Genomic DNA, 22,043 nt, shown 5'->3' with positions numbered 1-22,043 from the left:
CTCCCACAGGGACCGCACAGGTTTCCGGTGCGGGGGGGACCTGTGGGAGCGGGCGTGCCCGCGAAGAGGCCAGGCCTGGAGACTCAATTGGTGGGCAGAACACCCCGGGCCCATGGCCGGTAACGCAGGTCGAACACCGCCTCGGCATGGCACCCGCCGCCCATCTTCGGCTGGGCAGGCTCAGCCCGAAACGCCTGCCCTGGCGCGCTCACCTGGCGGAACGCCTCGCGCACCACGCCCACCCGGCACGGCAAGGCCTGCTCGTAACCCTGGCGTACCAACGCGGGCAAGCGCCCGGTCCCGGCGCCATCCTGCCACCACACAGTCAAGCCCAACCCGGCCAGTTGATCCAGCCATTCGGCATTGACCCGCGGTGAGAGTTTGCCGGCGCTGAAAGCGCTGATATGCAAGGGTTTGTCCAGCTGCCGGTTGAAGGCCTGCAACTGGCTGTACAGGGCACCGCGGCGCTCGGCCTCGCGAAAATGATGGTCGTCCAGCTCCATGGGCAGGTACCAGCCATCCACCGGCAACTGCCACGTCTGGCGCAGTTGCTGGTACTGGCTGAGCGAGCGCCCCAGTTGCGCCTTCCAGTAACTGTTCAGGCCTTCACCGTCCAGTTCGTCGAGGCGTTGGTAATAGGCCGGGTCCATGTACAGCCCCAGCACCAGTTGCAGGCCTTGGGCGCGCGCGCTGCGCAGGCTGTCGGCCAGCCAGCCCTGGGCACCACCGAAATCGCTGTCGCCATAGGTGCTCCATTGCACGATCAGGGTCTTGCCGCCCTGGGCCACGGTGGCGTGCCACAGTTGCTGCCACTGGGCGGGTGTGACCTTGGAGTCGCGGTTGAGGGGTTGGTAGAACAGGCGCTGGTCGGCGCTGGCCGGCAGGCACAGGGCAAGCAGGCAGAGGGCCAGGAACGTACGCATCAGAAGGTCATCTCCGCACCGAGCAGCACGCCGTTGGCGCGCTCGTATAGATTGCCGCCCAGCGATTGCTGGTACTCGGCACGCACTTTCAGCGTACCGCGGTAGGCGTTGTAGCGGTCGTCATCGAACCACCATTGCCAGCGCACGCCAACCCCGGCCCGGGCGTCCTGGCGCCAGTCGTTGCTCGGGTCCTGGCTGGAAAACTCGACAAAGCCATAGGGCATGATGGTTTGCGGCGAGCTGCCCGGCAGTTTCCAGGCATGGCCCTGCTGGTAGCGCGACAGCCAGGCGTGGTCGCCGGCGCGGGTCCACCAGGCAGCGTCGAGGTAGAGGAAGCGCTCGTTCCAGTCGTCTTCATCGACCCGCCAGTCGTTGCGCCAGTCACCCTGGTCGAGGAACGATGCGGTGGCACGCAACAGCAGGTCGTTGCTCGATTCGGCGTGGTGACGCAGATCGCCCCAGTTGCCACCGACCTTGGCCGGGCTCAGCAGTTGGCCCAGGCTCAGCCCACGGTAGTGCTCTTCGTCGATCTGACGCTGGTGGTACAGCTCGGCATACAGGTTGAGGTTGGCCTGGCCGAATGGCTTGTAGCGCAGGCCGACGCCGGTACCCATGCTTTGTGCGTAGTCGGTGCGGCTTTGCCCACCGAACAGTACCCGGCCATACACCGACAGGGTGCTGCCGTTGCGACTGGGCTCTTCGCCCAAGGCGTGGTCCCACATGGCCAGTTGTACGTTCTGCGATTGCGCGCGGCGCGAAGTACCGCTGCGCTGGCCATTGTCGAGGAACTTGTCGTTGGTCGAGGTGCCGGCCGGCGACCAGGTGCTGGCCAGGGTGATGGTGTCGCGCCGCGACAGGCTTTCGTGGGCGCGGCGCTGGCGGTACTTGCGGGCTTCCAGGCTACCGTATTCGTCGTCGCCGTCGACCAGGTCCTGCTCCACATCGAGGATGCGGCGCAGTTCACGGCGTGCCGAAGCGCTGTCTTCGGCTTCGTCGTAGCGCAAGGCCAGCGTCTCGCCAAGGCGATAGTCCTCGGGGAAGTCCTGGGTAGCGCGCTCCAGGTAGGGGATCGACTGGCGGCGCTGGGCCTTGTCCATCGAGCCGGCCAGGCGCATGCCGTAGTCGGCGCGGTAGCGTGGCTGGTCGGGGGCCAGGCGCACCGCTTCGGCCAGCCAGGCGCTGCTCTGGGCACTGTCGCCAGCCAGTTGCGCAGTGCTGGAGGCGGCGTAGTAATGGTCGGCCCGCGGGTTGTGCGCCAGGGCCTGGCGCTGGAAGCCCAGCGCTGCCTGGTAATCGCCTTGGCGCTGGGCGATGGCGGCACCCAGGGCCCAGTCGTCGGCGCTATCGTGCGCGGCGGCGTCCCAATAGCGCCGGGCCGCTTGTGCGTCGCCGGCGTTCAGCGCACCACGGGCGGCGGTGAGGCGAGCGTTGTCGGTCCAGGCGCTGTCCGGCTGGGTGCGCCAGATGGGCAGGGCCGCTTCGGAGTCGCCAGCGGCTTCCAGGGCATAGGCCAGGGGCAAGCGACTCCCGCTGTCGTCCAGGCGCTCGGCGGCCTGGTAGTAGACCACCGCTTCGCCGGGCTGGTCGGGCATGGCGCAGCGGCCCAGGGCGCGGTACTGGCCTGGCTCGCTCGGGGTGGCCGGTACGGCCCGGCGCACGGCATCGCACTGGCCAGCCTCGGCCAGGCGGCCGAGCAGCTGGGCCCGGGTACTGGCGTCGACTCGAGGGATCAGGCCGAGCATTCGGCGGCTGTCCAGCGGCCCATCATTGCGCGCATACAGGTTGCCCAGGCGCTGCAGCAGCGACGGTGCAAGGCGGCCTTGGTGGCGGTCGTAGGCTTGCTCCAGCAGTTGCCGGGCGTGTTCACCGTGGCCCTGTTGCATCAGCAGGAAGGTGGCTTGCTCCAGTGCGGCCATATCGCCGCTCTGTCGATAGCGCTGCTCCCATTCGGCGGCGGTGCGTGGTTGTGGGGGCTGAGGCGGATCGCCGTACAGGCGTTGCTTGAGCACGGCGTAGGCCCTGGGGTCGGTGCTGGCGGTACAGCCCTTGAGCTGCTCGCGCGCCAGCTCCGGGTCGCGGCGCGACAGCCAGTCGACGGTTTCCAGGCAGGGGCGTTGCAGTTCGTTGCTCAGGCGCTGGACCAGTGGTGCGTCGTCACCTTCGCGGGCCAGCTCCCACAGCTGCTGGCGTTGCTCGGGCTGATTCAGTTGCGCGGCGGGCAGTGTCTGCAGCCAACGCTGGGCCTGCTGGTTCTGGCCGACAGCGATGGCACGGTTGGCCATGGCCAGGCGGGCCTGGTTGGCTGCTTCGGGGGAGGGGGCGCTGGACAGCAGTGCGTTCAGCCCTTTTTCATCCACCTGCTGGATATAGGCATTGGCCAGGCGCTGCCAGTCCTGCGCGGGCAATTGGCCTTGTTCGGCCAGCGGCTGCAGCTGTTCGATGGTTTCTTTCCAGTCGCGCAGCTGTTCGGCGAAGTTGGCCCGGGCCAGGCGCAGCACCTGGCCGTCCCTCTGTGGCGGCAACTGATTGAGCCAGTCCAGCGCCCTGGCGGCGCCACCGAATTTGGCCAGGCTAAGGCTGTAGGCCTGCCACAGGCGCACCCGGGTGGTGCCATCGCTGGTGGCCAGCCATTGTTCCACCTGGCTGGCTGGCGGCGGGTCTTGTTCGATCCAGGTCAGGCGCAGTTCAAGCAGGGCGTTGGCGTATTCGGAGCTGCCGTCCAGCTGTTCGGCCAGGGCTTCGGCCTCCTTGTAGCGGCGCTGGTGCGCCAGGGCCTCCACCAGTAGCGCACGGGCTTCGTCGTTGTTCGGCACCCGGCCCAGCACATGGCGGGTCAGGCGTTCCACCTCGGCCCAGTTGTCCTTTTTCGCTTCGCGGTAGCTGCGCTCCATGAACGGGTAGCTGGTAAACCGCTGGAAGTCGGTCATCGGCGTGGAAGCGGCGCAGGGCAGGGCGGTGGAGCACAGCAACAAGCCAGTGAAGGTGAGGGAAAAACGCGGCTTCATGCCACCTCCCGGGTCAGGTCAAAGGCGGCCTGCTGTTCGCTGGCCTGTTCGATCAGGGCCTGCTGCAGCACCTGCTCGGTGATGATGCCGCGGGCGATCAGGTGCTCGCCGAGGCTCTGGTGTTCCGGGTCGAAGTCGATCAGCGCCTGGTTGAACAGGGTGACCGGGACCATGCCGCGCACCTGCAGCAGGGCGCCCAACATCACCTGGTGGTGGCTGACTTGTTCCAGCAGCACTTCGTCGTCCTGGTGGCGCTCGAGGATGGCGAGCATCTCGCGGGTTTCCGGCTTCTGCCAGGGGCTTGGATAGTGGTAGCGCAGGCCCAGGGTCACCCGGCCCTGGGGCGCCAGGCGGGCGCTGACCGGCCGCTTAAGGTGGCGGCTGATCACCCCCAGCGACACCTGGCTCACCGGGCTTTCGCTGGCCAGCACCAGCGTATCGCCGTCTTCGGCCACTGGCAGCACGCCATAGTGCGTCGCCAGTTTGCGCGGCAGTTTGGCGATCAGCTGCGGGTCGAGCTTGAACGGGTTGAGCGGTGCCCAGGGCAGGTCCATCTGCTCGGCCAGGGTGGCGACCAGCTGTTCGCTGTTCAGCCAGCCGCGCAGCAGCAGCTCGCGCCCCAGGCGCCGGCGTACCGGGCTGGTGATCGCCTGTTGCAGCTGTTCGTCGCTGATCAGGCCCTTGGCCACCAGGCGCTGGCCCAGCGGCGTGCGGGCGGGGGCGGCGATGGCGGGGAATTCGTGGGTGGTCTTGTCCCAGGCCACGCGCCGCGAGTCACCCATTTCCATCACCTGGCGCAGGGCACGCAGGTTGGCGAAGAAGTTGACGAAGTTGCTCCACATCATCCGCGGTGCCGACAGAAGCCCTTCGCCGATGCCGTAGAAGCGGGTGACGAACCAGGCACGCTGGAACAGGCGGTTGAACAGCATCAGCCCGTTCAGCCACAGCAAGGTGGTCAGCAGCCAGCTGTCGCTGAGGATCGACATGAAGCGCCACGACTCCGGCGCAATCACCGTGACCAGCCACATGGCCAGCAACACCAGCAGCAACAGGTTGACCAGGAAACTCAGCAGGTAGGCGAACAGGCCGCGGCGGTCACGCCAGAGGAAGTAGTTGAGCGCGCCCTTGCGGCTCCAACCAAGGTTGCTGGTGCCCTGGAACACGATGCCGACGATCCACCGCGACTTTTGCCGGATGGCATGCTGCCAGTCGCGCGGGAAATGTTCGCGCACGCAGATCACCTGGGAGAATTCGCGGCTCATGCCCGGGCGCCATTCCTGCTTCAGGGTCAGCGCCGGGTCGGTGATGGAGTAGCGGGCGAAAATGCACTTCATGCCCTTCTGCTTAAGACGGAAGCCGATGTCGTAGTCTTCGGTGAGGCTCTGTACGTCGAAGGCGATGCCGTCGCCGTCCTCGAGCAGCGCACTGATGGCGCGGCGGCTGAAGCAGGTGCCGACCCCGGCGCTGGGCACCTGGCCGGTCAGGGCCTCGCGCACGATCACGTCCTTGCCGTGGTTTTCGGCGAACTCGTCGACATAGTGGCCGGCGGTGAAGCCTTTCCATTCCGGTGCGTAGGGGTACACCGGGATCTGGATCATGTCCTTGTTCGGCAACAGGTAGTTGAACAGGCGCAGCTCCATGGGCGAGATCACGTCTTCGGCGTCGTGCAGGATGAAACCGGCGAACTGGATACCGGCGTCCTGCTGGAAGCGCAGCAGCGCGTCGATGATGTTGTTCAGGCAGTCGGCCTTGCTGGTGGGGCCGGGGCGGGCGCAGACCACCTTGTGCACGTTGGGGTAGTGCAGGCACACCGCGTCGACGTCGGCCTGGGTCTGCGGGTCGTTGGGGTAGGTACCGACGAAGATCTGATAGTTCTCGTAGTCGATGGTCGAGGCAGCCAGGCGCGCCATCTCACCGACCACGCCCACTTCGTTCCAGGCGGGGACCATGATGGCCAGGGGCTTCTCCGGTACCTCGTACAGGCGTTTTTCGTCGGCTTTTTCGTATTTGTCGTAGATGCGAAAGCGCCGGATCAGCTTGCGGCCCCAGTAGCAAAGGTCGATGAACAGGTCATCCAGGCCCAGCAAGAACATCAGCGTGGCCAGGACGATCGCGAGTATCTTCAGGCCGAACAGCACATAGGTGAGAAAATCGATGAATGCCAGGCTCATGTGCCGGTCACCGGCAGGAAGGGGTGGGCCATCGTCTATATCCTCGTTCGATTCCCTGGACGAAGTTGTACGACTTGTCGCCGTTTGCACTGGATAGATACAAGCAGCCGAACGCGGGGTTGTCCAAATTTCAGGCTTTTTCTTGTGGGCCACTTCTTGTAGCTTTGCAGGTCGTTTACCCAGGGAGCTGAACATGCAAGGCAAGGCACGCAAGATCGTCCAGGCCATACTTTACGAAGCCATCGCCGTCGCCTGTGTGGCGCCCGCGCTGGAACTGGCGTTCGGTGCCGGCATGGCGCAGTCGACCGTGCTGTCGGTGCTGATGTCGGGTATCGCGATGAGCTGGAACATGGCCTACAACTGGGTGTTCGAGCGCTGGGAGGCGCGCCAGCACCGCCGGGAGCGCACTTTCCTGCGGCGCCTGCTGCATGCTCTGGGCTTCGAGGGCGGGCTGGTGCTGATCCTGCTGCCGCTGGTGGCGTACTGGCTGGATGTCAGCCTGTGGGCGGCGTTGCTGACCAACCTTGCGTTGTTCGTGTTCTTCTTCGTCTACGCGTTTGTCTTCCAGTGGGGCTTCGACAAGGTGTTCGATGTGCCGCTTTCGGCGCAGCAGGCGAAGTGTTGACTTTGTGCCGCACTACCGGCTAAGTTCCTACCCCATGAATACTTTCCTGCACATCAACGCCATTATTATTGCCGCCATTATCAGCTTGGCGGGCTAGCGCGTACGTGCACCGAACCCGCCCTGGAGGCGGGTTTCTTCTCTCTGACTCCTGGGCAACGTGAACACAGCCAAGGAGTCACCGATGACCAGCTTCGTCAGCCCTCGATCTACCGTCACCCCCCAGCAACTGCTGTCGGAGCAGGTGCGACGCATTCTTGCCGCCCCGGTGTACGACCTGGCCATGGAAACACCCTTGCAAGCTGCGCCTGCGTTGTCTGCCAGCCTGGGCAACCAGGTGTTGCTCAAGCGGGAAGACCTGCAGCCTACCTTCTCGTTCAAGATCCGCGGTGCGTACACCCGCCTGTCACGGCTGAGTACGGTGCAGCGCGAGCGCGGGGTGATCACCGCCTCCGCGGGCAACCATGCCCAGGGTGTGGCCCTGGCGGCATCGCACCTGGGCATGAAGGCCACCATCGTCATGCCTACCACCACGCCATCGCTGAAGGTGGAAGGGGTGCGTTCGCGCGGTGGCCATGTAGTGCTGCAAGGCGAGAGCTTCCCCCATGCCTTGGCCCACGCTCTGAAACTGGCCGACAGCGAGGGTGCCACCTTCGTGCCACCGTTTGACGACCCGGATGTGATCGCCGGGCAGGGTACCGTGGCCATGGAGATCCTGCGCCAGCGCCCGGGTGCGCTGGACGCCATCTTCGTGCCGGTGGGTGGCGGTGGGCTGATTGCAGGCATTGCCGCCTATGTGAAGTACCTGCGCCCCGAGGTGAAGGTAATCGGCGTCGAGCCGGAGGATTCCAACTGCCTGCAGGCAGCCATGGCGGCCGGTGAGCGGGTGATCCTGCCGCAGGTCGGCACCTTCGCCGATGGTGTGGCAGTGGCGCAGATCGGCGCCCATTGCTTCGAGCTGTGCCGGCACTTCGTTGACGAAGTGGTGACCGTGAGCAGTGACGAGCTCTGCGCGGCGATCAAGGACATCTATGACGATACCCGCTCGATCACCGAGCCGTCTGGCGCGCTGGCCGTGGCCGGGATCAAGAAGTACGTGGCGCGCGATGGCGTACAGGGGCAGACCCTGGTGGCGATCGACTCCGGTGCCAACGTCAATTTCGACCGCCTGCGCCATGTGGCCGAGCGTGCCGAACTGGGCGAGCAGCGCGAGGCGATCATCGCTGTCACCATCCCGGAACAACCGGGCAGCTTCCGCGCCTTCTGCCAGGCCCTGGGCAAGCGGCAGATCACCGAGTTCAACTACCGCTACTACCCCGGCAAGGAGGCGCGGCTGTTCGTGGGTGTGCAGACACACCCGCTGCACGACCCGCGCGACCAGTTGCTGGCCAGCCTGCGCGAGCAGGGCTACAGCGTACTGGACCTGACCGACAACGAACTGGCCAAGCTGCATGTGCGCCATACCGTTGGCGGCCATGCCGCGTCCGGGGCTGACGAGCGGGTGCTGCGCTTCGAATTCCCCGAGCGCCCAGGGGCCTTGCTGGGCTTTCTGGAGCGGCTTGGCAAGCGTTGGAACATCAGCCTGTTCCATTACCGCAACCATGGTGCGGCAGAGGCCCGGGTATTTGCGGCGCTGGAAGTACCGGGGGATGAGTTGGCGGGGTTGCCGTTGGCGCTGGATGAGATGGGGTACCGGTACTGGGATGAGACCGACAACCCGGCGTACAAGCTGTTCCTGGGCTGATACGCAAACTTCATGATTAGGCCGCTCTCGTAGAACTGCACAAACTCATTGAATTGGCAGGGACCCTGTGGGAGCGGCTTTAGCCGCGAACACCGGCGCAGCCGGTGCCATGCACCGCGTTGGCTTCTTCGCGGCTAAAGCCGCTCCCACAAGGTTTTGTGTGTGCCCGCAAAGAGTGCTCAGCGCTCGCGCATGAAGAAGCCCGCTACGAACTTGCGGAAGGTTTCCAGGCTCTTGAAGTCGGCGTAGCGCTTGAAGTTCTCGGTATCTGGCTCGGGCCCGATGGGCTGTTCCAGCAACGATACCGACAATACTCGGTCCTGGTCCGAGGTCATTACCAGTTCATCCATCACCTGGCCGCCGATCACCGGGCGGCGCATCTGTACTTTCACACCCTTGCCAGCCATCCAGTCGACCAGCGATACCAGGGCCTTGAGCGGCTCGCGTTCTTCGTCGCGATACACCGGGAACAGGTGGGCGCGGGACAGCACCGGTACGCTGGCGACATGAATCAGCTCGTAGAAATGGCTGCCGGCACTGGTCGGCGAGTACAGCGCCAAGGCCAGCAACGGCCCGGCGGTGCGGTTGCCGCCCCAGTACAGGTGGTGGCCCTGGAAGTCGAAGCCGTCTTCACTGCGGTTGTTGAACAGCTTGCGGCCTTTGATCTGGTCCACGGTGTCCAGCAGCAGGCCGTGCCGGCGGTGATTTCCGAACACCGTGGCTTCGCGCAGACGGGACTTGAGCATCATCATGTGCTTCATGTCCAGGCGGGTTTCCAGGTAGTTGCTGGCGGGCACCCGTTCCAGCAGCGGGTAGCGGCTGGCAACGCTGCGCAATTCGGCAAACTGCCCGGTCAGGTCCTTTTTCAGGTGCGTGGCATACAGGTTCAGGCCGCTGGTCTCGATCCAGGTCAGCAGCAGCGACAGCAGGCGCTGTTGTTCGCGCCGTTCGCTGCCATCGCTGCCGCCACTGGTGGTGCCGCTGCGGAAGTCGCCGATCAGGCGCAACGGTGTGTCGGGCGGCAGCCAGGCAGCGGGTGGCGCGGGGTCGTTTTCGCGCTCGGCCGCCTCTCGCTCGTCCTTGGTGAACGGGCAGCCGGGCGCGTGTTCGGCGGTACCCGGGTTGTTCTTGAGAAACAGCGTACCGGTGCTGCCGTTGAGGGTGACGTTGAGTACCGGCAGGGCATCGTTGCGGCAGTCGCAGGCCAGCCACTGGTTGGCGTTGCGCACTTTCATCAGCAACTGGTTGGCCTGCAGCAGGCGCGGGCCGGTGAGGCTGCCGGTGGCAAAGCCGACCAGCAGTTCCTCTTCTGCGGGGGTCAGGCTACGGACCTGTGCGGCGGTTTTGTCGATGATTCGCATGAAGCAGCTCCCAGCTACGAGCTCCAAGCTTCAAGCAAAGTCGCGCCGCTTTCAACTTGCCGCTCAGTTGCCACCGAACATCTTCGCCGCGCGGGCGCGAATTTCGTCGGGGGTCAGGTCCTCCTTGTGGGTCGAAACGAACCAGATGTTGCCGAATGGGTCTTTCAGGGAGCCGCTGCGGTCGCCATAGAATTGGTCCGTCACCGCATGCAACTGGGTAGCGCCGGCCGCAAGGGCCTGGGCGTAGACCTTGTCGCAGTCTTCGACATACAGGTGCAGGCCCACGCCTGCGCCGCTGAGTTTCTGGCTGGCTGTGAGGCTGCCTTCCATGTCGCACGGGTCGCCCAGCATCAGCGACGAATCGCCGATTTTCAGTTCGGCATGGCCAACGCGGCCGCCAGGGGCATCGAGGCGGAACATTTCCACCGCGCCAAAGGCCTTCTTGTAGAACTCGATGGCCTTGGCGGCGTCATTGATGGCCAGGTAGGGCGTGATGCTGTGCTGGCCTTCGGGAATGGGTTTGGCTGCCATGTTCGACTCTCCTTGGAAGTGGGCGCCGGTGGCGCCCTGTTGCTTAAAGTCGTTTGCGCGGATGGAAAATCGACAGGGGTGATAGACCGATTTTCTATAAGCGCGCCGATCAGAAGATGTAGTCGGTGGTCAGGAAGCTCGACTGCCGGTTGCGGATGATCTCGCTGATCAGTTCCTTGTTGGCCTCCTGGAAGCGCGTCGCGACCAAGGTGCGGATCGAGAACACACGCAGGGCATCGTGTACCGACAGGGTGCCTTCGGCGCTATTCTTGCGGCCATTGAACGGGTAGGTGTCAGGGCCGCGCTGGCATTGCGCGTTGATATTGATGCGCCCGACCTGGTTGGCGAAGATGTCGACCAGGCTGCCGATGGTCGCCGGGTCATTGCCGAACAGGCTCAGTTGCTGGCCGTAGTCGGAGTCCAGCACATAGTCGATCACCGTCTGCAGGTCGCGATAGGGCACCACCGGCACCAGCGGGCCGAACTGCTCCTCGTGGTACACGCGCATGTCGCTCTTCACCGGGTACAGCACGGCAGGGTAGAAGAACGAGCCACGGCTGTGTCCGCCGCCTTCGTTGAGCACGCGTGCGCCCTTGGCGGTGGCATCGGCGACCAGGCCGTCAAGGTAATCGACCTTGCCGGGCTCGGGCAGCGGTGTCAGCGCCACGCCAGGCTCCCAAGGCATGCCGGGCTTGAGCGCGGCCAACTTGCGCTGGAACTTGTCGAGGAAGGCGTCGACCACGTCCTCATGGACGAACAGGATCTTCAGTGCCGTGCACCGTTGGCCATTGAACGACAGCGCACCGGTGACTGCTTCTTCGACGGCGTTGTCGAGGTCCACCTGGGGCAGCACGATGCCCGGGTTCTTGGCATCCAGCCCCAGCGCGGCGCGCAGCCGGTGCGGGCGCGGGTGCAGTTTCTTCAGGTCGCTGGCGGCCTTGTGCGTGCCGATGAAGGCGAATACATCGACCTTGCCGCTGGCCATCAGCGCGCTCACCGTTTCCCGGCCACGGCCGTAGATGACGTTGATCACCCCCGGCGGGAAGCTGTCACGGAAGGCTTCGAGCAATGGCCTGATCAGCAGCACGCCGAATTTGGCCGGTTTGAACACCACGGTGTTGCCCATGATCAGCGCCGGGATCAAGGTGGTGAAGGTTTCGTTCAACGGGTAGTTGTATGGCCCCATGCACAGGGCCACGCCCAGTGGTGCACGGCGGATCTGCCCCAGCGTGCCCTGTTCCAGTTCGAAGCGGCTGGAACGACGGTCGAGGTCCTTGAGGGCGTTGATGGTGTCGACGATGTAGTCGCAGGTGCGGTCGAATTCCTTTTCCGAATCCTTGAGGTTCTTGCCGATCTCCCACATCAGCAGCTTGACCACGGCCTGGCGCTGTTCACGCATGCGCGCCAGGAAGGTCTCGACGTGCTGGATGCGCTCGGCCACGCGCATGTTCGGCCAGGCGCCACGGCCTTTGTCATAGGCCTGTACGGCGGCATCCAGTGCGGTGAGCGCGGTGTCGGCATCGAGCAGCGGAGCGCTGCCCAGCACCACCTGATGCTCATCGTTGCCTTCCTTGAGCCAGACCGGGCTGCGCACCGTGGCAAGTGGGCCGTCCCAACGCCTGAGCTCGCCGTTCACCAGGTAGTCGCGTTGTTCCAGGGGAGCTTCCAGGCGCCAGGTTTCCGGGATGTTCTCGGCGCTGGGGAAGAGTGAATCGAGCAGACGGTCCATGGGTACTGCACCTCACATTGCTGGGCGGGTTTCGAGCCGGGGTGAAACGCTTCAGCCAGGAGCATGCACCGGCCACCGGAAAAACACCAGTCTGGCTTAACATGGCCACGAATGCCTGCCTGTTGTGCAGGCAGGCTCCCAGGGGCTGTCAAAGCGGAAGGTTGAACAGGTCATACGGTGGGTGCGTCAACCATTGCTGACGCAGGACGGGGTCTGCATCGATCAGCGCCAGGCGCCGCCAGAATTCTGTACGGGCATATCGAGGGCGGGACAGGAACGGTTCCAGGTCCAGCAAAGCCCTGAGGTCGCGCCGATACTGCAGCGGTAAACGCTGCCACAGGGCCATTTCGGCCGGACCGGCCTGCTCGAAAAATTCCTGATAGTCACTTGCGCATACCATCAGGTCCACCTGATGCGCAGCGTTGTAAGCTTCGATCTGTGCAACCACGGGGGCGCCCAGCCATTCGCTTTCCAGGCGCAGTGCCTCTGCGACTGGCCTTGGCAAGTTGAAACCGTCTGGTAGCCGCAGCAGCTGGTTGTCGGCAACATCCACGATGATGGGCTCGACCATCTGGTCCAGGCCTTGCGGCAATTCGCTGAGCGCACAGTCGTTCAGGAACAACGTCCTCAGGTTGGCCAGCCCACGCAGATCTGGGGCCTGCAGCAGCGGGTTGCCCGAAAGGTCCAGCACTACAAGTCCGGCGCAGCGGTTCAGTGCCTGTTGGGCCTGAGTACTCCAGGTAATGCGGTTGCCTTCCAGATCCAGCCAGGCGAGGTGCTCAGGGCTACCCAGACGGGGTACGGTATCGAACCGGCAGTCGGTCAGCAGCAGGCGGTTGAGATTGGGAAAGCGCTCTTGGAACCCGGCTGGCAACTGGCTGAGCGAACGGTTGTAGCTGAGTGACAGGTGCTGCACATGGGTGAAGTCGTCGGGCAAGGCCAGGCTGGCCAGGTCCTGGTTGTCCAGCTCCAGGCCGGACAGGTCCAGGCTGTGCAGGCGGCCACCCCCTTCAAGCGCTACGGTCGACAGCCGCCGCCAGGCGTTGATGATGGGGCGGATGGCCAGGTGCCGCTGGTGAGGGCGTTGCGGATCGGGCCGAGCCCATTCATGCAGGTCGTGGCGCAAAGTATCCAGACGCTGTTGCAGGTCGTGCAGCCGTTGTGTGGGCGAGCGAATGTCATCGATGTACGGGCTGTCCTCGTCATTGCCGAGCCAGTTTTCGAACTCCCAGTCGGTGGCGTTGGGGAACAAGCGCCGATAGGCCCCGGCCAGCGAGCCTGCCAGGCGTGGCTGAGGCGGTTCGGGGTCAAGCGGGCGACCGCCGCGCAAGCTGACCATGGGCTTGCGCAGCAACGCGCGATGCCCCCAGAGGCGTTGGGCCAGTGTCTGTCTGTGCATTTCGACCCAACCCAGTACGCGCTGGCGTAGCGAGCTGCCATCGGCCGTCGGGATACCCAGCGTATCGCGATGCGAGCCTGGCAGTGCCTGCTCGATGGCACGGCAGAGGTCCGGATCACGCAGCCCAGGCGCAGGGCGCTCGCCCCGGTCGACTTCATAGCCTTCGGCCAATTTGATCACGCGGCGCAGGGTGCTGGCCTGCCCGCTGCCGACCTGCTCCAGCAAGGGGCCTTCAGGGCTTGCGCCGCGCAGCTCCAGGCGCAGGTCCGCAGGCCAGTCGGGCATGGCATCCAGGGCGCTGAACAGCAGGCGTTCGCTGTCGCTGCTGGCCCGGGCAGGCTGAAGCACACCCTCCAGGGCGCGTACCAGGGGCAGCTCGCTGTGCACCTGTTCCAGTGCCTGGCGAAGCTGAATGGGTAGCAGGCCCTGCTGTTCCCAGGCGAGCGATTCAGCCTCGCCCAGCGGCGCCAGCAAACGCGTGGCCAGGGCAGGTGAAAGCCGCGGATAGGCAGCGAGCAGTTTCTGCGTTGAAGGGGTAGTGGGCACGCTGCCGTTGTAGAGGTGCTCGAACAGGCCCGGCGGGGCCCTGTCAGCCAACGCCTCGACCTCGTCTTGTGCCGCAATGCGTTGCAGGGCATCGAGCAACAGTGGGGGCGTTGCTCGGCCTTCCAGGTGCACCCGGCGCAAGTAGTCGGCGTCGATGCCGCAGAGGCGGCCGGCCTGCGTAAGCTGTTCTGGCGTGAACGCGGTATATGCCTGGCCAAGACGGCGTGCCAGCTGCGCGAATGGCCACTGGCCGGGCTGTTCATGCTGGCCGCGCCAGGCACCTTGGGCATTGTGCGTCAGCGGGGGCTGCCAGGCATCGGGCGTGTTGGGGTGAATGACCCGCCATTGCTGCAGGTCGTGATCGAAGCGTTGTTCGAAGAGTTGACCATCCATGCGGATGAAATGCCGGCCCTCGTACAAGTACTGGCCAAGCGCATTGGGTTGCAGGGTTTCGGGTAGTGTCACGGCACTGCGGTAGGGGGTGAGGTCTTCATTCCAGAGCCGGTAGCGCCCGTCATTGCCACGTACTTGTTGCAGGCTTTCCATCAACGGGCTGTTGAACAGCTTGGGCACGACCTTGCCCGCTGCCACAAACCCTCCGATCAGGGCCAGGTTCAGGCCGACCGCCTCCAGGTGGCGCAGCGCCAGGTGGCGGTCGCCTTCATGCCAGGCCTGGTAGCCCTCGAAGGCCTCGCCGAGCAGTTGGCAGGCAGTGACGGCCAGCATCAGGGTGCCTGCACCCGGAACGAAGAACGCGGCAATACCGAGTGCATCCAGGCCAAGGCTTTCCCATTCCTCCAGGCGCCTGGTTCGCGCGTTGGCATCGGCCATGGCTGTCGGAACCGCCAGCAGGCTGGCTTCGTGCTTGAGGCGGGCCAGGTGCAGGTCCTGGTAGTGGCCGAAAGGCTCGGCTGTGATGGCCATGCGTGTGGGGCGCAGGTCCGCTTGCCCAGCGCGCTGCCAAGGGCGGTCAAAGGCCGTGTTGCCCGCAGCGTCGAGGTTCTGCTGCAACAGGTCGAAAAAGTGCGTGCGTTGGTCCTGCCTGATGTAGGCCGTGAAAGCCTGGCGGGCATCGGGCTCCAGCAGCAAGGTCGCCAGCGTGTCGTGTACCGCGTTCAGGTTGCTGCATTGACGCAGGGCCGGGTCATGGCCGGGCAGGTAAAGCGCCAGCCCCGCGCTGCCGGCATCGATCAGCATGACCTCGTGCAGAGGCGTGCCGAACAGCGACAGTTGCCAGCACCTGACGGCGCCACCCTGCAACAGCTGTTCGATCTGATCGCGCGTGCTGCCGTCGAGCAGGTGGCGCAGATAGGCAAGGTCGGCTGCCAGGCGCAGGCGGCCTTTCTGTACCCTGATGGCCAAGGCTCGAGTGGCGGGCTGGGCAAGGTGTTGTTCCAGGTGTGCCTGGTAAGCCTTACCCAGGTCCAGGTCACGGCACAGTATGGCGAAAGCGGCCGGCTCGAGTGGCAGCCGCTCTACCTGGTAGTGTTCCGACTTCAATGGAAAGTGCGCCAGGGGGGCTTGCATGCCCAAGGGAGTGGAGCCTTGTACCAGGATCGGTGTCACCTGAATGTCTTCGTTCAGGGCAATGGCGCTTTCAGCAGTGAACACCTCGTCGCTGGCGAAGTTTTGCAGGGCGGCCTGTAGCAGGTTGTCGCGACGATGGCGGTAAAGATAGCGCAGGGCGGCCCATTGCCAGCTGCGCTCGACCCGCAGCAGTTGGCTATTGCGCAGCGGCGCGTGAAAGCCGTGTTCGGCAAGACGCCGTTGCAGCAATGGCTCGGCGAATTCAGTGATCTGTTTCAGGCCTTTGAGCGAGCCGGCCAATGCCGCTTGCGCCTGCGTCAGGCGCGCCTGGCTGGCATGCACTGTTTCACGCAGGTCGGGGGCGGCATTGGCGAACCAGGCCTGTGCCTGCCATGGGGCGGTCTGGGTTCGCTTCAACGCGGCCCATTGATTGGGCGTTACCTGGCCTGCCCAGTGCGGCAGCTGCGCCTCGAGCAAGGCTTGATGAGGGTTGATGGCTGGCATGTCGATGCTCCTTTCATGCAAAGAGGGGCATCAAACGTTATTTCTCGAAGGCCAAGTGGTAATGGGATAACGCGGGTTGGATAGATGACCTGGGGTTGCCTGCTGACACCGTGATAAATGTGTAGTATCCAGGCGCATGGCAACGGCGAGCGGGGTGAGGGATGATTGAAGTATCACGGTTCTGGCGCGACCCGGCGTTGCCCTTCGTCGAAGCCCGGCGGGTAGGGGATGGGCGCCAGGTGTGCTACGCCGCGCATTCTCACGAAAGCTTTTCCATCGGGGTGATAACGGGTGGGCGCAGTTCCTACCTGTACGGTGACCGGTGTATCGAGGTGGCGGCGGGTACCACTGTGCTGATGAACCCAGGTGTGGTGCATGCCTGCAACCCCATCGACGATGAACCCTGGTCCTACCTGATGTTGTTCGTCGATATACCCTGGTTGCAGGCGCAGGGGTTCGCCTTGCCGGCCCAGGCCTGGAGTGGCTCGCCGGCGTTGTACCAGCGCCTGTTGCAGGCCTTTGCCGACCTGTTCGACGCCAGGGTGCCAGACCGGGAAGGCCGCCTGGCGGCGCTGTTCGGTGCACTGCCGGGCTTGCTTGGTGGTAATGCCAGCAAGAATGAAGAGGGCAACCCGCGGTTGGACATGGCAGCAGCGTTCATACGCGCCCATCGTGGCGACCCGCTGCGCCTGGACGACATCTGCGCGGCCTGTGGGCTGTCGCGTTCCTACCTGATTCGCGCGTTCCGCCAACGCTTCGGCCTGACGCCGCATGGCTACCTGCTCGACCAGCGCGTGCAACTGGCCCGGGCGCAACTGCGACAGGGGCGGGCAATTGCCGAAGTTGCGCAGGAGGCCGGGTTTGCCGACCAGGCGCACCTGCAGCGTGCCTTCAAGCGGCACCTGGCGACGACACCGGGGCACTACCGAAATGCATTCGGCTGAATTGCCATGTTGGCTGTGGCCCTGTCACCGGCAAGCCAGCTTTCACAGGTACAGCGTTGCTCTCGAGATTGTCGCTGTACCTGTGGGAACTGCTTTGTGTCGCGAAAGGGCCGGTGCAGCTAGCCTGTAATGACCAGATAAACCGCACTGCCCACGAGCAGCAACGCCAGGCTCCGATTCAGCAGACGCATGTGCCGTGGGTTGCCCAGGTACTGGCGAATCACGCTTCCGGCCCACGCCCAGCTGGCCACCGAAATGAAACAGATCGGCCCGTATATCCAGGCAAACAGCCACAGCAACTGCTGCTCGCCGCCGGTGTAGGCACCAACCCCGGCCACCGCTGCCAGCCATGCCTTGGGGTTGAGCCATTGCATCGCCGCGCCGTGCCAGGCCGAGGGGGCCTGGGCTGGATGGGCACTACCCAGCTGCCCATCGTCGCTGGCCAGCTTCCATGCCATGTACAGCAGGAACGCCACGCCGCCCCAGTGCAACAGCAGGCCCAGCAAAGGCCAGCGCAGCAACAACTGATGCAGACCCAGCCCGACCAGCACCAGCAGCAGGCAGAAGCCCAGCGTGGCGCCAGCCACATGCGCCAGGCTGGCACGCAGGCCATGGCGGGCACCGCTGCCCAGCGCGACGATGTTGACCGGGCCGGGGGAGATCGAGGCCGCCAGTGCGAAAGCGGCCATGGACAGGGACAGGCTCATGAAAGTGATCCGTTTGGTTGAGGGTGGCCCCCATGCTCTGGCATCGACAGCCTGCGGTATTGAAGAAAAGTACCTCATGCCCGGCCAGCGTATTTTTGTGCAGGGTTGTTACAGGTTTTGTAATAGTTTTGCACTATTACGGAAAGCTGCTGTGCTTGTAGGATCATTTTCCCAATTTGCTATCAAGGTCTATATGAGCACCTTCGCGGAGCCCCCCAGTCCCCGGCCTTCAAGGCCTTCCTTCTTCCGTCTTCGTGACGCTGCCCTCGTGAGTACCCGCTAATGGAATGGCTAGCCGACCCCACGGCCTGGCTGGGCCTGTTGACGCTTATCGTCCTCGAGCTGGTGCTGGGTATCGACAACCTGGTGTTCATCGCCATCCTCGCCGACAAGCTGCCGCCGCATCAGCGCGACCGCGCGCGGGTCATTGGCCTGAGCCTGGCCTTGATCATGCGTCTGGGCCTGTTGGCCAGCATCTCGTGGATGGTCACCCTGACCGCGCCGCTGTTCGAGGTGTTCGACAAGAGCTTCTCGGGCCGCGACCTGATCATGCTGTTCGGTGGCGTGTTCCTGCTGTTCAAGGCCACCATGGAACTGCACGAACGCCTGGAAGGCCACGTGACCCAGGCCAGCGGCGCGGTGCGCCATGCTGCCTTCTGGCCGATCGTCGCGCAGATCGTGGTGCTCGATGCGGTGTTCTCGCTGGACGCGGTGATTACCGCGGTGGGCATGGTCGAGCATTTGTCGGTGATGATGATCGCGGTGGTCTTCTCGATCGGCATCATGATCGTTGCCAGCAAGCCGCTGACCCGCTTCGTCAACGCCCACCCCACGGTGATCATGCTGTGCCTGGGCTTCCTGATGATGATCGGCTTCAGCCTCACCGCCGAAGGCCTGGGCTTCCATATCCCCAAAGGCTACCTGTATGCGGCCATTGGCTTCTCGATCCTGATCGAGCTGTTCAACCAGTTGGCCCGTGCCCGCCGCAAGCGCAGCCTGCAGCAGCACCGGCCGCTGCGTGAGCGTACCGCGCATGCCGTGCTGCGCCTGCTGGGTGGTCGCCGGGTCGAGGCTGACGAGGTGGGCGAGGAAATCGCCGACCTGGTCGAAGGCGGTGAGGAACAGGTGCTGTTCGACCGCCGTGAACGGGTGATGATCAGTGGCGTGCTGAACCTGGCCGAGCGGCCGATCCGCACGGTGATGACCGCCCGCGCCGAGGTCGATGTGATCGACCTGGCGCAACCGGCCGACGCCATTGCCCGGGCCCTGGCCAATTCGCCGTACTCGCGCCTGCCGCTGATTCGCGGTGGCCGAGTGGACGAGCCGCTGGGCTTCGTACACAAGAAGGAGCTGCTAAAGGAGCTGCTGTCGGGTAACCAGCCCGATCTGGAAGGCATGGCCCGGGTACCGCTGAACCTGCTGGACAGTTTCAGCATCCTCAACGCCCTGGAGCAGATGCGAGGCCAATCGACGCACATCGCCTTCGTTGTCAATGAGTTCGGTGATTTCACCGGCCTGCTGACCATGACCGATATCCTCGAGTCGATTGCCGGCGAGCTGCCCGATGCCAGCGAGGTCGAGGGCCCGGGCATCGTCCAGGAAGGTGAAGGCTTTGTGGTCAGTGGCGCGTTGAACCTGAGCCAGGTGCAGGCGCGTACCGGCTTCAGCGCCCGCGCCACCGAAGACTACCAGACCCTCGCGGGCCTGGTTATGAGCCTGCTCGACCGCCTGCCGATGGTTGGCGACCGCCTGGCCTGGAATGGCTGGACGCTGACAGTGGAGGCAGTCGAGGAGCGGCGGGTGCGCCAGGTTCGGCTTACACCGAGCGGCGACGTTGACGCAGCAGGTGCTTGAAGCCCTCGATCACCAGCACCAGCACCGCGGCCCAGATCGGCAGGTAGGTCAACCACTGATCCGGGCCGATGGTTTCGCCCAGCAGCAGCGCCACGCCCACCAGCAGCACCGGTTCGACGTAGCTGAGCAGGCCGAACAGGCTGAACGGCAGCAGGCGGCTGGCCAGCACGTAGGCGATCAGGGCCGAGGCGCTGATCGCCCCGAGGATCGGGATCAACGCATACAGCCCGGGGTGTGCCTGCAGGTCGGCAGGGGAAAGCGGGCCCTGGATCACGAAGTACAACGCCCAGGGCAACAGCAGGCACATGTCGCACCACAGGCCACCCAGATGGTCGGTGCGGCAGCGCTTGCGCAACACGAAGTAGATCGGGTAACCGATCGTCACCACCAGGGTTTCCCAGGCGAAACTGCCATGCTGGTACAGCTCGTGGCCCACACCCAGCGCGGCGCAGGCCACGGCCACCTTCTGCAGGCGTGACAGGCGCTCGCCATACACCAGCCGCCCGGTCAGGACCATGGCCAGCGGCAGCAGGAAGTAGCCCATCGACACTTCCAGGCTGCGCCCGTGCAGGGGGGCCCAGAGGAACAGCCACAGCTGCACGCCCATCAGCCACGATGTGCCGACCATGCCCAGCAACAGCAGCGGCGTGCGTTTTACCCGGGCGAGCAGTTCGCCCACCCGCTTCCAGTCTTTCGAGACAAGCATGAACAGGGTCAGGCAGGGCAGCGTCAACAGGGTGCGCCAGCCAAAGATCTCTTCGCCATCGAGCGGCGTGAGCAAAGAGGTGTAGAAGTACATCACGGCGAACAGACAGGACGCCATGACCGACGAAAGAATGCCTTTTGACACGAATGCCTCGGATAGGGAATTGAGCGGGTGAATCAGCCGCGCATGATCTCAGGGGGCGAGGCTTGCGGCAACCGCGACGCAGCCGGGCGTGCCGCCAGTGCCTCGAGGAACTGCGCAGCCGGCATCGGCCTGGCGAACAGGTAACCCTGCTGGAAGTCCACCTCGTGACGGGCCAGGTAATCGCGCTGTGCTTCGGTTTCCACGCCTTCGGCAACGATGCCAAGGCCCAGCTTGGCCGACAGCTCTATGATGGTCTCGAGGATGTGTACCGACAGCGCGTCGGCACCGATCATGGCAACGAAGCTCTGGTCGATCTTCAGGTAGTCGACCTTGAACTGGCGCAGGTAGTTGAGGCTTGACTGACCGGTGCCGAAATCGTCCAGGGCGATTTTCACACCCATGGCGTTGAGCTTCTCGAACAGTTCCAGGGCTACCGGTGTGGCCTCGATCAGCTTGCGCTCGGTCAGCTCCAGGGTGAGCACCACCCGGCCTGGCGGGAAGTGCTGGAGGAAGGTGCGGCAGTCGTCCAGCAGGCTGAAGTCGCGGCAGTGGTCGGCAGTGATGTTGATGCCGATATGGAAACCGTCCTCCAGCAGCCCGGCATAGGGTGCCAGGTTCTGCGCGGTGTGCATCATCAGCGCACGGGTCATGGCGACGATCTGCCCACTGTGTTCGGCATAGGGGATGAACAGGTCAGGGCGTACCAGGCCTTCGCGCGGGTGGTTCCAGCGCATCAGCACTTCGGCGCCGGCCCAGCGGTAATCGCCCTTGCGCACCACCGGCTGGAAATACGGCAGGAACTCGTCGGCTTCCAGTGCCCTTTGCAGCTCGGCGCGCGGCGAGGTGGCGCGACGAACCTGCCAGCGGCACACCAGGGCGGCCACCACGCCCAGTACCAGCAGCAAGCCAAACAGGGCGGGGTAATGGCTGCGCCAAAGCAGCCCCTGCTGGTCGGCGCCATAGCCGCCCTGCACGCTGAACGGGTAGCGGGTCGAGCCCAGCAGTACATTTGCGCTGGCCGCCGCAGGTGGCACGCCCTTTTGCACGATGCCATCCTTGCCCATCCAGGCATCACCCACGCGGATCTGCAGGACTTCATCGGGGCCTATCAGGCGCAGCGCGGTCAGCAGGTGTTCGCCATCCACCGTACTGATCGCGCCGCGGTCGCCGTCGCTGGCCCGATACACCAGCAGCGGGTGGCCTGGGGTGACCGAGTTGCCGTCCATCAGCCACAGCTTGCCGTCGATGTAGTCGCCAGGGTTGACCGGCTCCTCGAATGCACCAAACAGCGAGGTGCAATAAAGGGCGTTGTGCCGGAACAGGTTGGTCGAGCGCACGAAGGCGTTGCGCGTGACCTGGGCACGCAGCATGAGCTGGGCCTCGTCGCACGGGCTGTCGACAAGTGGCAGCAGGGCATTGGCAGCGCTGGACAGGTTGTCGAGAATGCGCTCGACGTGCTCCACCACCTGGCGGGCGGTGGCCTGGCTGCTGGCCTGCATTTCGCGCTCGATCTGCCAGTTCATCACGGGCAGGCCGCACGCCACCGGCAGCACGCCGACGACCCAGGGCAACAGGGTGCGCCAGCCGAGGCCGGCGCGGCGTTTGACGGTAAGGGGCATTCTGACC

14 protein-coding genes are annotated in these 22,043 nt (G+C 64.6%); 4 read left to right on the top strand and 10 right to left on the bottom strand.

The annotated features are described in order from the left end of the window. Nucleotides 1-83: 83 nt before the first annotated feature. From ACK1U9_RS04895 to nfrB, 3 genes are read right to left on the bottom strand one after another with little or no spacing between them, the layout of a single operon-like run. The gene (locus ACK1U9_RS04895) at nucleotides 84-923 is read right to left on the bottom strand and encodes a DUF4434 family protein (RefSeq protein ID WP_449109736.1); all 840 of its coding nucleotides are present in this window, start codon (nucleotides 921-923) and stop codon (nucleotides 84-86) included. Next, nucleotides 923-3,928 (bottom strand): phage receptor, encoded by a 3,006-nt coding sequence (locus tag ACK1U9_RS04890; RefSeq protein ID WP_449109735.1) that lies wholly within the window; start codon nucleotides 3,926-3,928, stop codon nucleotides 923-925. Before ACK1U9_RS04890 ends, ACK1U9_RS04895 begins: the two co-directional genes overlap by 1 nt. Next, nucleotides 3,925-6,099 carry a cyclic di-3',5'-guanylate-activated glycosyltransferase NfrB gene (gene nfrB / locus ACK1U9_RS04885; protein ID WP_153670859.1) on the bottom strand — a complete coding sequence of 725 codons (2,175 nt, stop codon included), beginning with the start codon at nucleotides 6,097-6,099 and terminating at the stop codon, nucleotides 3,925-3,927. The genes ACK1U9_RS04890 and nfrB overlap by 4 nt, the downstream gene beginning before the upstream one ends. 193 nt (nucleotides 6,100-6,292) lie before the next feature. Between nfrB and ACK1U9_RS04880 the strand changes: the two genes are divergently transcribed. Both ACK1U9_RS04880 and ilvA read left to right on the top strand, forming a co-directional pair. Next, the gene (locus ACK1U9_RS04880; protein WP_003259966.1) at nucleotides 6,293-6,724 is read left to right on the top strand and encodes a PACE efflux transporter; all 432 of its coding nucleotides are present in this window, start codon (nucleotides 6,293-6,295) and stop codon (nucleotides 6,722-6,724) included. 181 nt (nucleotides 6,725-6,905) lie between these two features. Further along, complete coding sequence (gene ilvA, locus ACK1U9_RS04875) at nucleotides 6,906-8,465, top strand: threonine ammonia-lyase, biosynthetic (RefSeq protein ID WP_449109734.1); 1,560 nt, start codon at nucleotides 6,906-6,908, stop codon at nucleotides 8,463-8,465. Nucleotides 8,466-8,644: 179 nt separating this feature from the next. Here ilvA and ACK1U9_RS04870 read toward each other — a convergent pair whose 3' ends face one another. The 4 genes from ACK1U9_RS04870 to ACK1U9_RS04855 all read right to left on the bottom strand — a co-directional run bounded on the left by ACK1U9_RS04870 (nucleotide 8,645) and on the right by ACK1U9_RS04855 (nucleotide 16,062). Continuing rightward, nucleotides 8,645-9,826, bottom strand: coding sequence for a hypothetical protein (locus tag ACK1U9_RS04870; RefSeq protein ID WP_046614325.1), 1,182 nt, complete (start codon nucleotides 9,824-9,826; stop codon nucleotides 8,645-8,647). Nucleotides 9,827-9,889: 63 nt separating this feature from the next. Further along, the gene (locus tag ACK1U9_RS04865) at nucleotides 9,890-10,357 is read right to left on the bottom strand and encodes a VOC family protein (RefSeq protein WP_449109733.1); all 468 of its coding nucleotides are present in this window, start codon (nucleotides 10,355-10,357) and stop codon (nucleotides 9,890-9,892) included. 109 nt (nucleotides 10,358-10,466) lie between these two features. Further along, nucleotides 10,467-12,086, bottom strand: a complete 1,620-nt coding sequence (locus ACK1U9_RS04860) for an NADP-dependent glyceraldehyde-3-phosphate dehydrogenase (RefSeq protein ID WP_025339338.1) — start codon at nucleotides 12,084-12,086, stop codon at nucleotides 10,467-10,469. 148 nt (nucleotides 12,087-12,234) lie between these two features. Then, on the bottom strand, nucleotides 12,235-16,062 hold the full coding sequence (locus ACK1U9_RS04855; protein ID WP_449109732.1) for a dermonecrotic toxin domain-containing protein: 3,828 nt from the start codon (nucleotides 16,060-16,062) through the stop codon (nucleotides 12,235-12,237). A 161-nt stretch (nucleotides 16,063-16,223) separates the two neighbouring features. Here ACK1U9_RS04855 and ACK1U9_RS04850 point away from each other — a divergent pair, with 161 nt between their 5' ends. Continuing rightward, nucleotides 16,224-17,006: an AraC family transcriptional regulator gene (locus ACK1U9_RS04850; RefSeq protein ID WP_085600824.1), complete on the top strand. Its 783-nt coding sequence runs from the start codon at nucleotides 16,224-16,226 to the stop codon at nucleotides 17,004-17,006. Nucleotides 17,007-17,125: 119 nt separating this feature from the next. Here ACK1U9_RS04850 and ACK1U9_RS04845 read toward each other — a convergent pair whose 3' ends face one another. Further along, complete coding sequence (locus ACK1U9_RS04845) at nucleotides 17,126-17,713, bottom strand: LysE family translocator (RefSeq protein WP_135002916.1); 588 nt, start codon at nucleotides 17,711-17,713, stop codon at nucleotides 17,126-17,128. Nucleotides 17,714-17,995: 282 nt separating this feature from the next. Between ACK1U9_RS04845 and ACK1U9_RS04840 the strand changes: the two genes are divergently transcribed. Further along, entirely contained in the window at nucleotides 17,996-19,567 is a 1,572-nt protein-coding gene (locus ACK1U9_RS04840; RefSeq protein ID WP_153670863.1) for a TerC family protein, read from the top strand. Here the strand turns inward: ACK1U9_RS04840 and rarD are convergent. Together rarD and ACK1U9_RS04830 are read right to left on the bottom strand one after the other, a co-directional pair. Then, nucleotides 19,530-20,417: an EamA family transporter RarD gene (gene rarD, locus ACK1U9_RS04835; protein ID WP_046614319.1), complete on the bottom strand. Its 888-nt coding sequence runs from the start codon at nucleotides 20,415-20,417 to the stop codon at nucleotides 19,530-19,532. The genes ACK1U9_RS04840 and rarD overlap by 38 nt on opposite strands. A 32-nt stretch (nucleotides 20,418-20,449) precedes the next feature. Next, nucleotides 20,450-22,036 (bottom strand): EAL domain-containing protein, encoded by a 1,587-nt coding sequence (locus tag ACK1U9_RS04830; RefSeq protein WP_108481332.1) that lies wholly within the window; start codon nucleotides 22,034-22,036, stop codon nucleotides 20,450-20,452. Nucleotides 22,037-22,043 lie beyond the last annotated feature (7 nt).

It is taken from the genome of Pseudomonas sp. XP1 (assembly GCF_053557675.1).
This window is presented reverse-complemented; position numbering and strand designations above follow the sequence as displayed.

Coding starts and splice junctions, on each gene's coding strand:
- ACK1U9_RS04895 (WP_449109736.1), bottom strand. CDS start 923: ATGCGTACGTTCCTGGCCCTCTGCCTGCTTGCCCTGTGCCTGCCGGCC.
- ACK1U9_RS04890 (WP_449109735.1), bottom strand. CDS start 3,928: ATGAAGCCGCGTTTTTCCCTCACCTTCACTGGCTTGTTGCTGTGCTCC.
- nfrB (WP_153670859.1), bottom strand. CDS start 6,099: ATGAGCCTGGCATTCATCGATTTTCTCACCTATGTGCTGTTCGGCCTG.
- ACK1U9_RS04880 (WP_003259966.1), top strand. CDS start 6,293: ATGCAAGGCAAGGCACGCAAGATCGTCCAGGCCATACTTTACGAAGCC.
- ilvA (WP_449109734.1), top strand. CDS start 6,906: ATGACCAGCTTCGTCAGCCCTCGATCTACCGTCACCCCCCAGCAACTG.
- ACK1U9_RS04870 (WP_046614325.1), bottom strand. CDS start 9,826: ATGCGAATCATCGACAAAACCGCCGCACAGGTCCGTAGCCTGACCCCC.
- ACK1U9_RS04865 (WP_449109733.1), bottom strand. CDS start 10,357: ATGGCAGCCAAACCCATTCCCGAAGGCCAGCACAGCATCACGCCCTAC.
- ACK1U9_RS04860 (WP_025339338.1), bottom strand. CDS start 12,086: ATGGACCGTCTGCTCGATTCACTCTTCCCCAGCGCCGAGAACATCCCG.
- ACK1U9_RS04855 (WP_449109732.1), bottom strand. CDS start 16,062: ATGCCAGCCATCAACCCTCATCAAGCCTTGCTCGAGGCGCAGCTGCCG.
- ACK1U9_RS04850 (WP_085600824.1), top strand. CDS start 16,224: ATGATTGAAGTATCACGGTTCTGGCGCGACCCGGCGTTGCCCTTCGTC.
- ACK1U9_RS04845 (WP_135002916.1), bottom strand. CDS start 17,713: ATGAGCCTGTCCCTGTCCATGGCCGCTTTCGCACTGGCGGCCTCGATC.
- ACK1U9_RS04840 (WP_153670863.1), top strand. CDS start 17,996: ATGGAATGGCTAGCCGACCCCACGGCCTGGCTGGGCCTGTTGACGCTT.
- ACK1U9_RS04830 (WP_108481332.1), bottom strand. CDS start 22,036: ATGCCCCTTACCGTCAAACGCCGCGCCGGCCTCGGCTGGCGCACCCTG.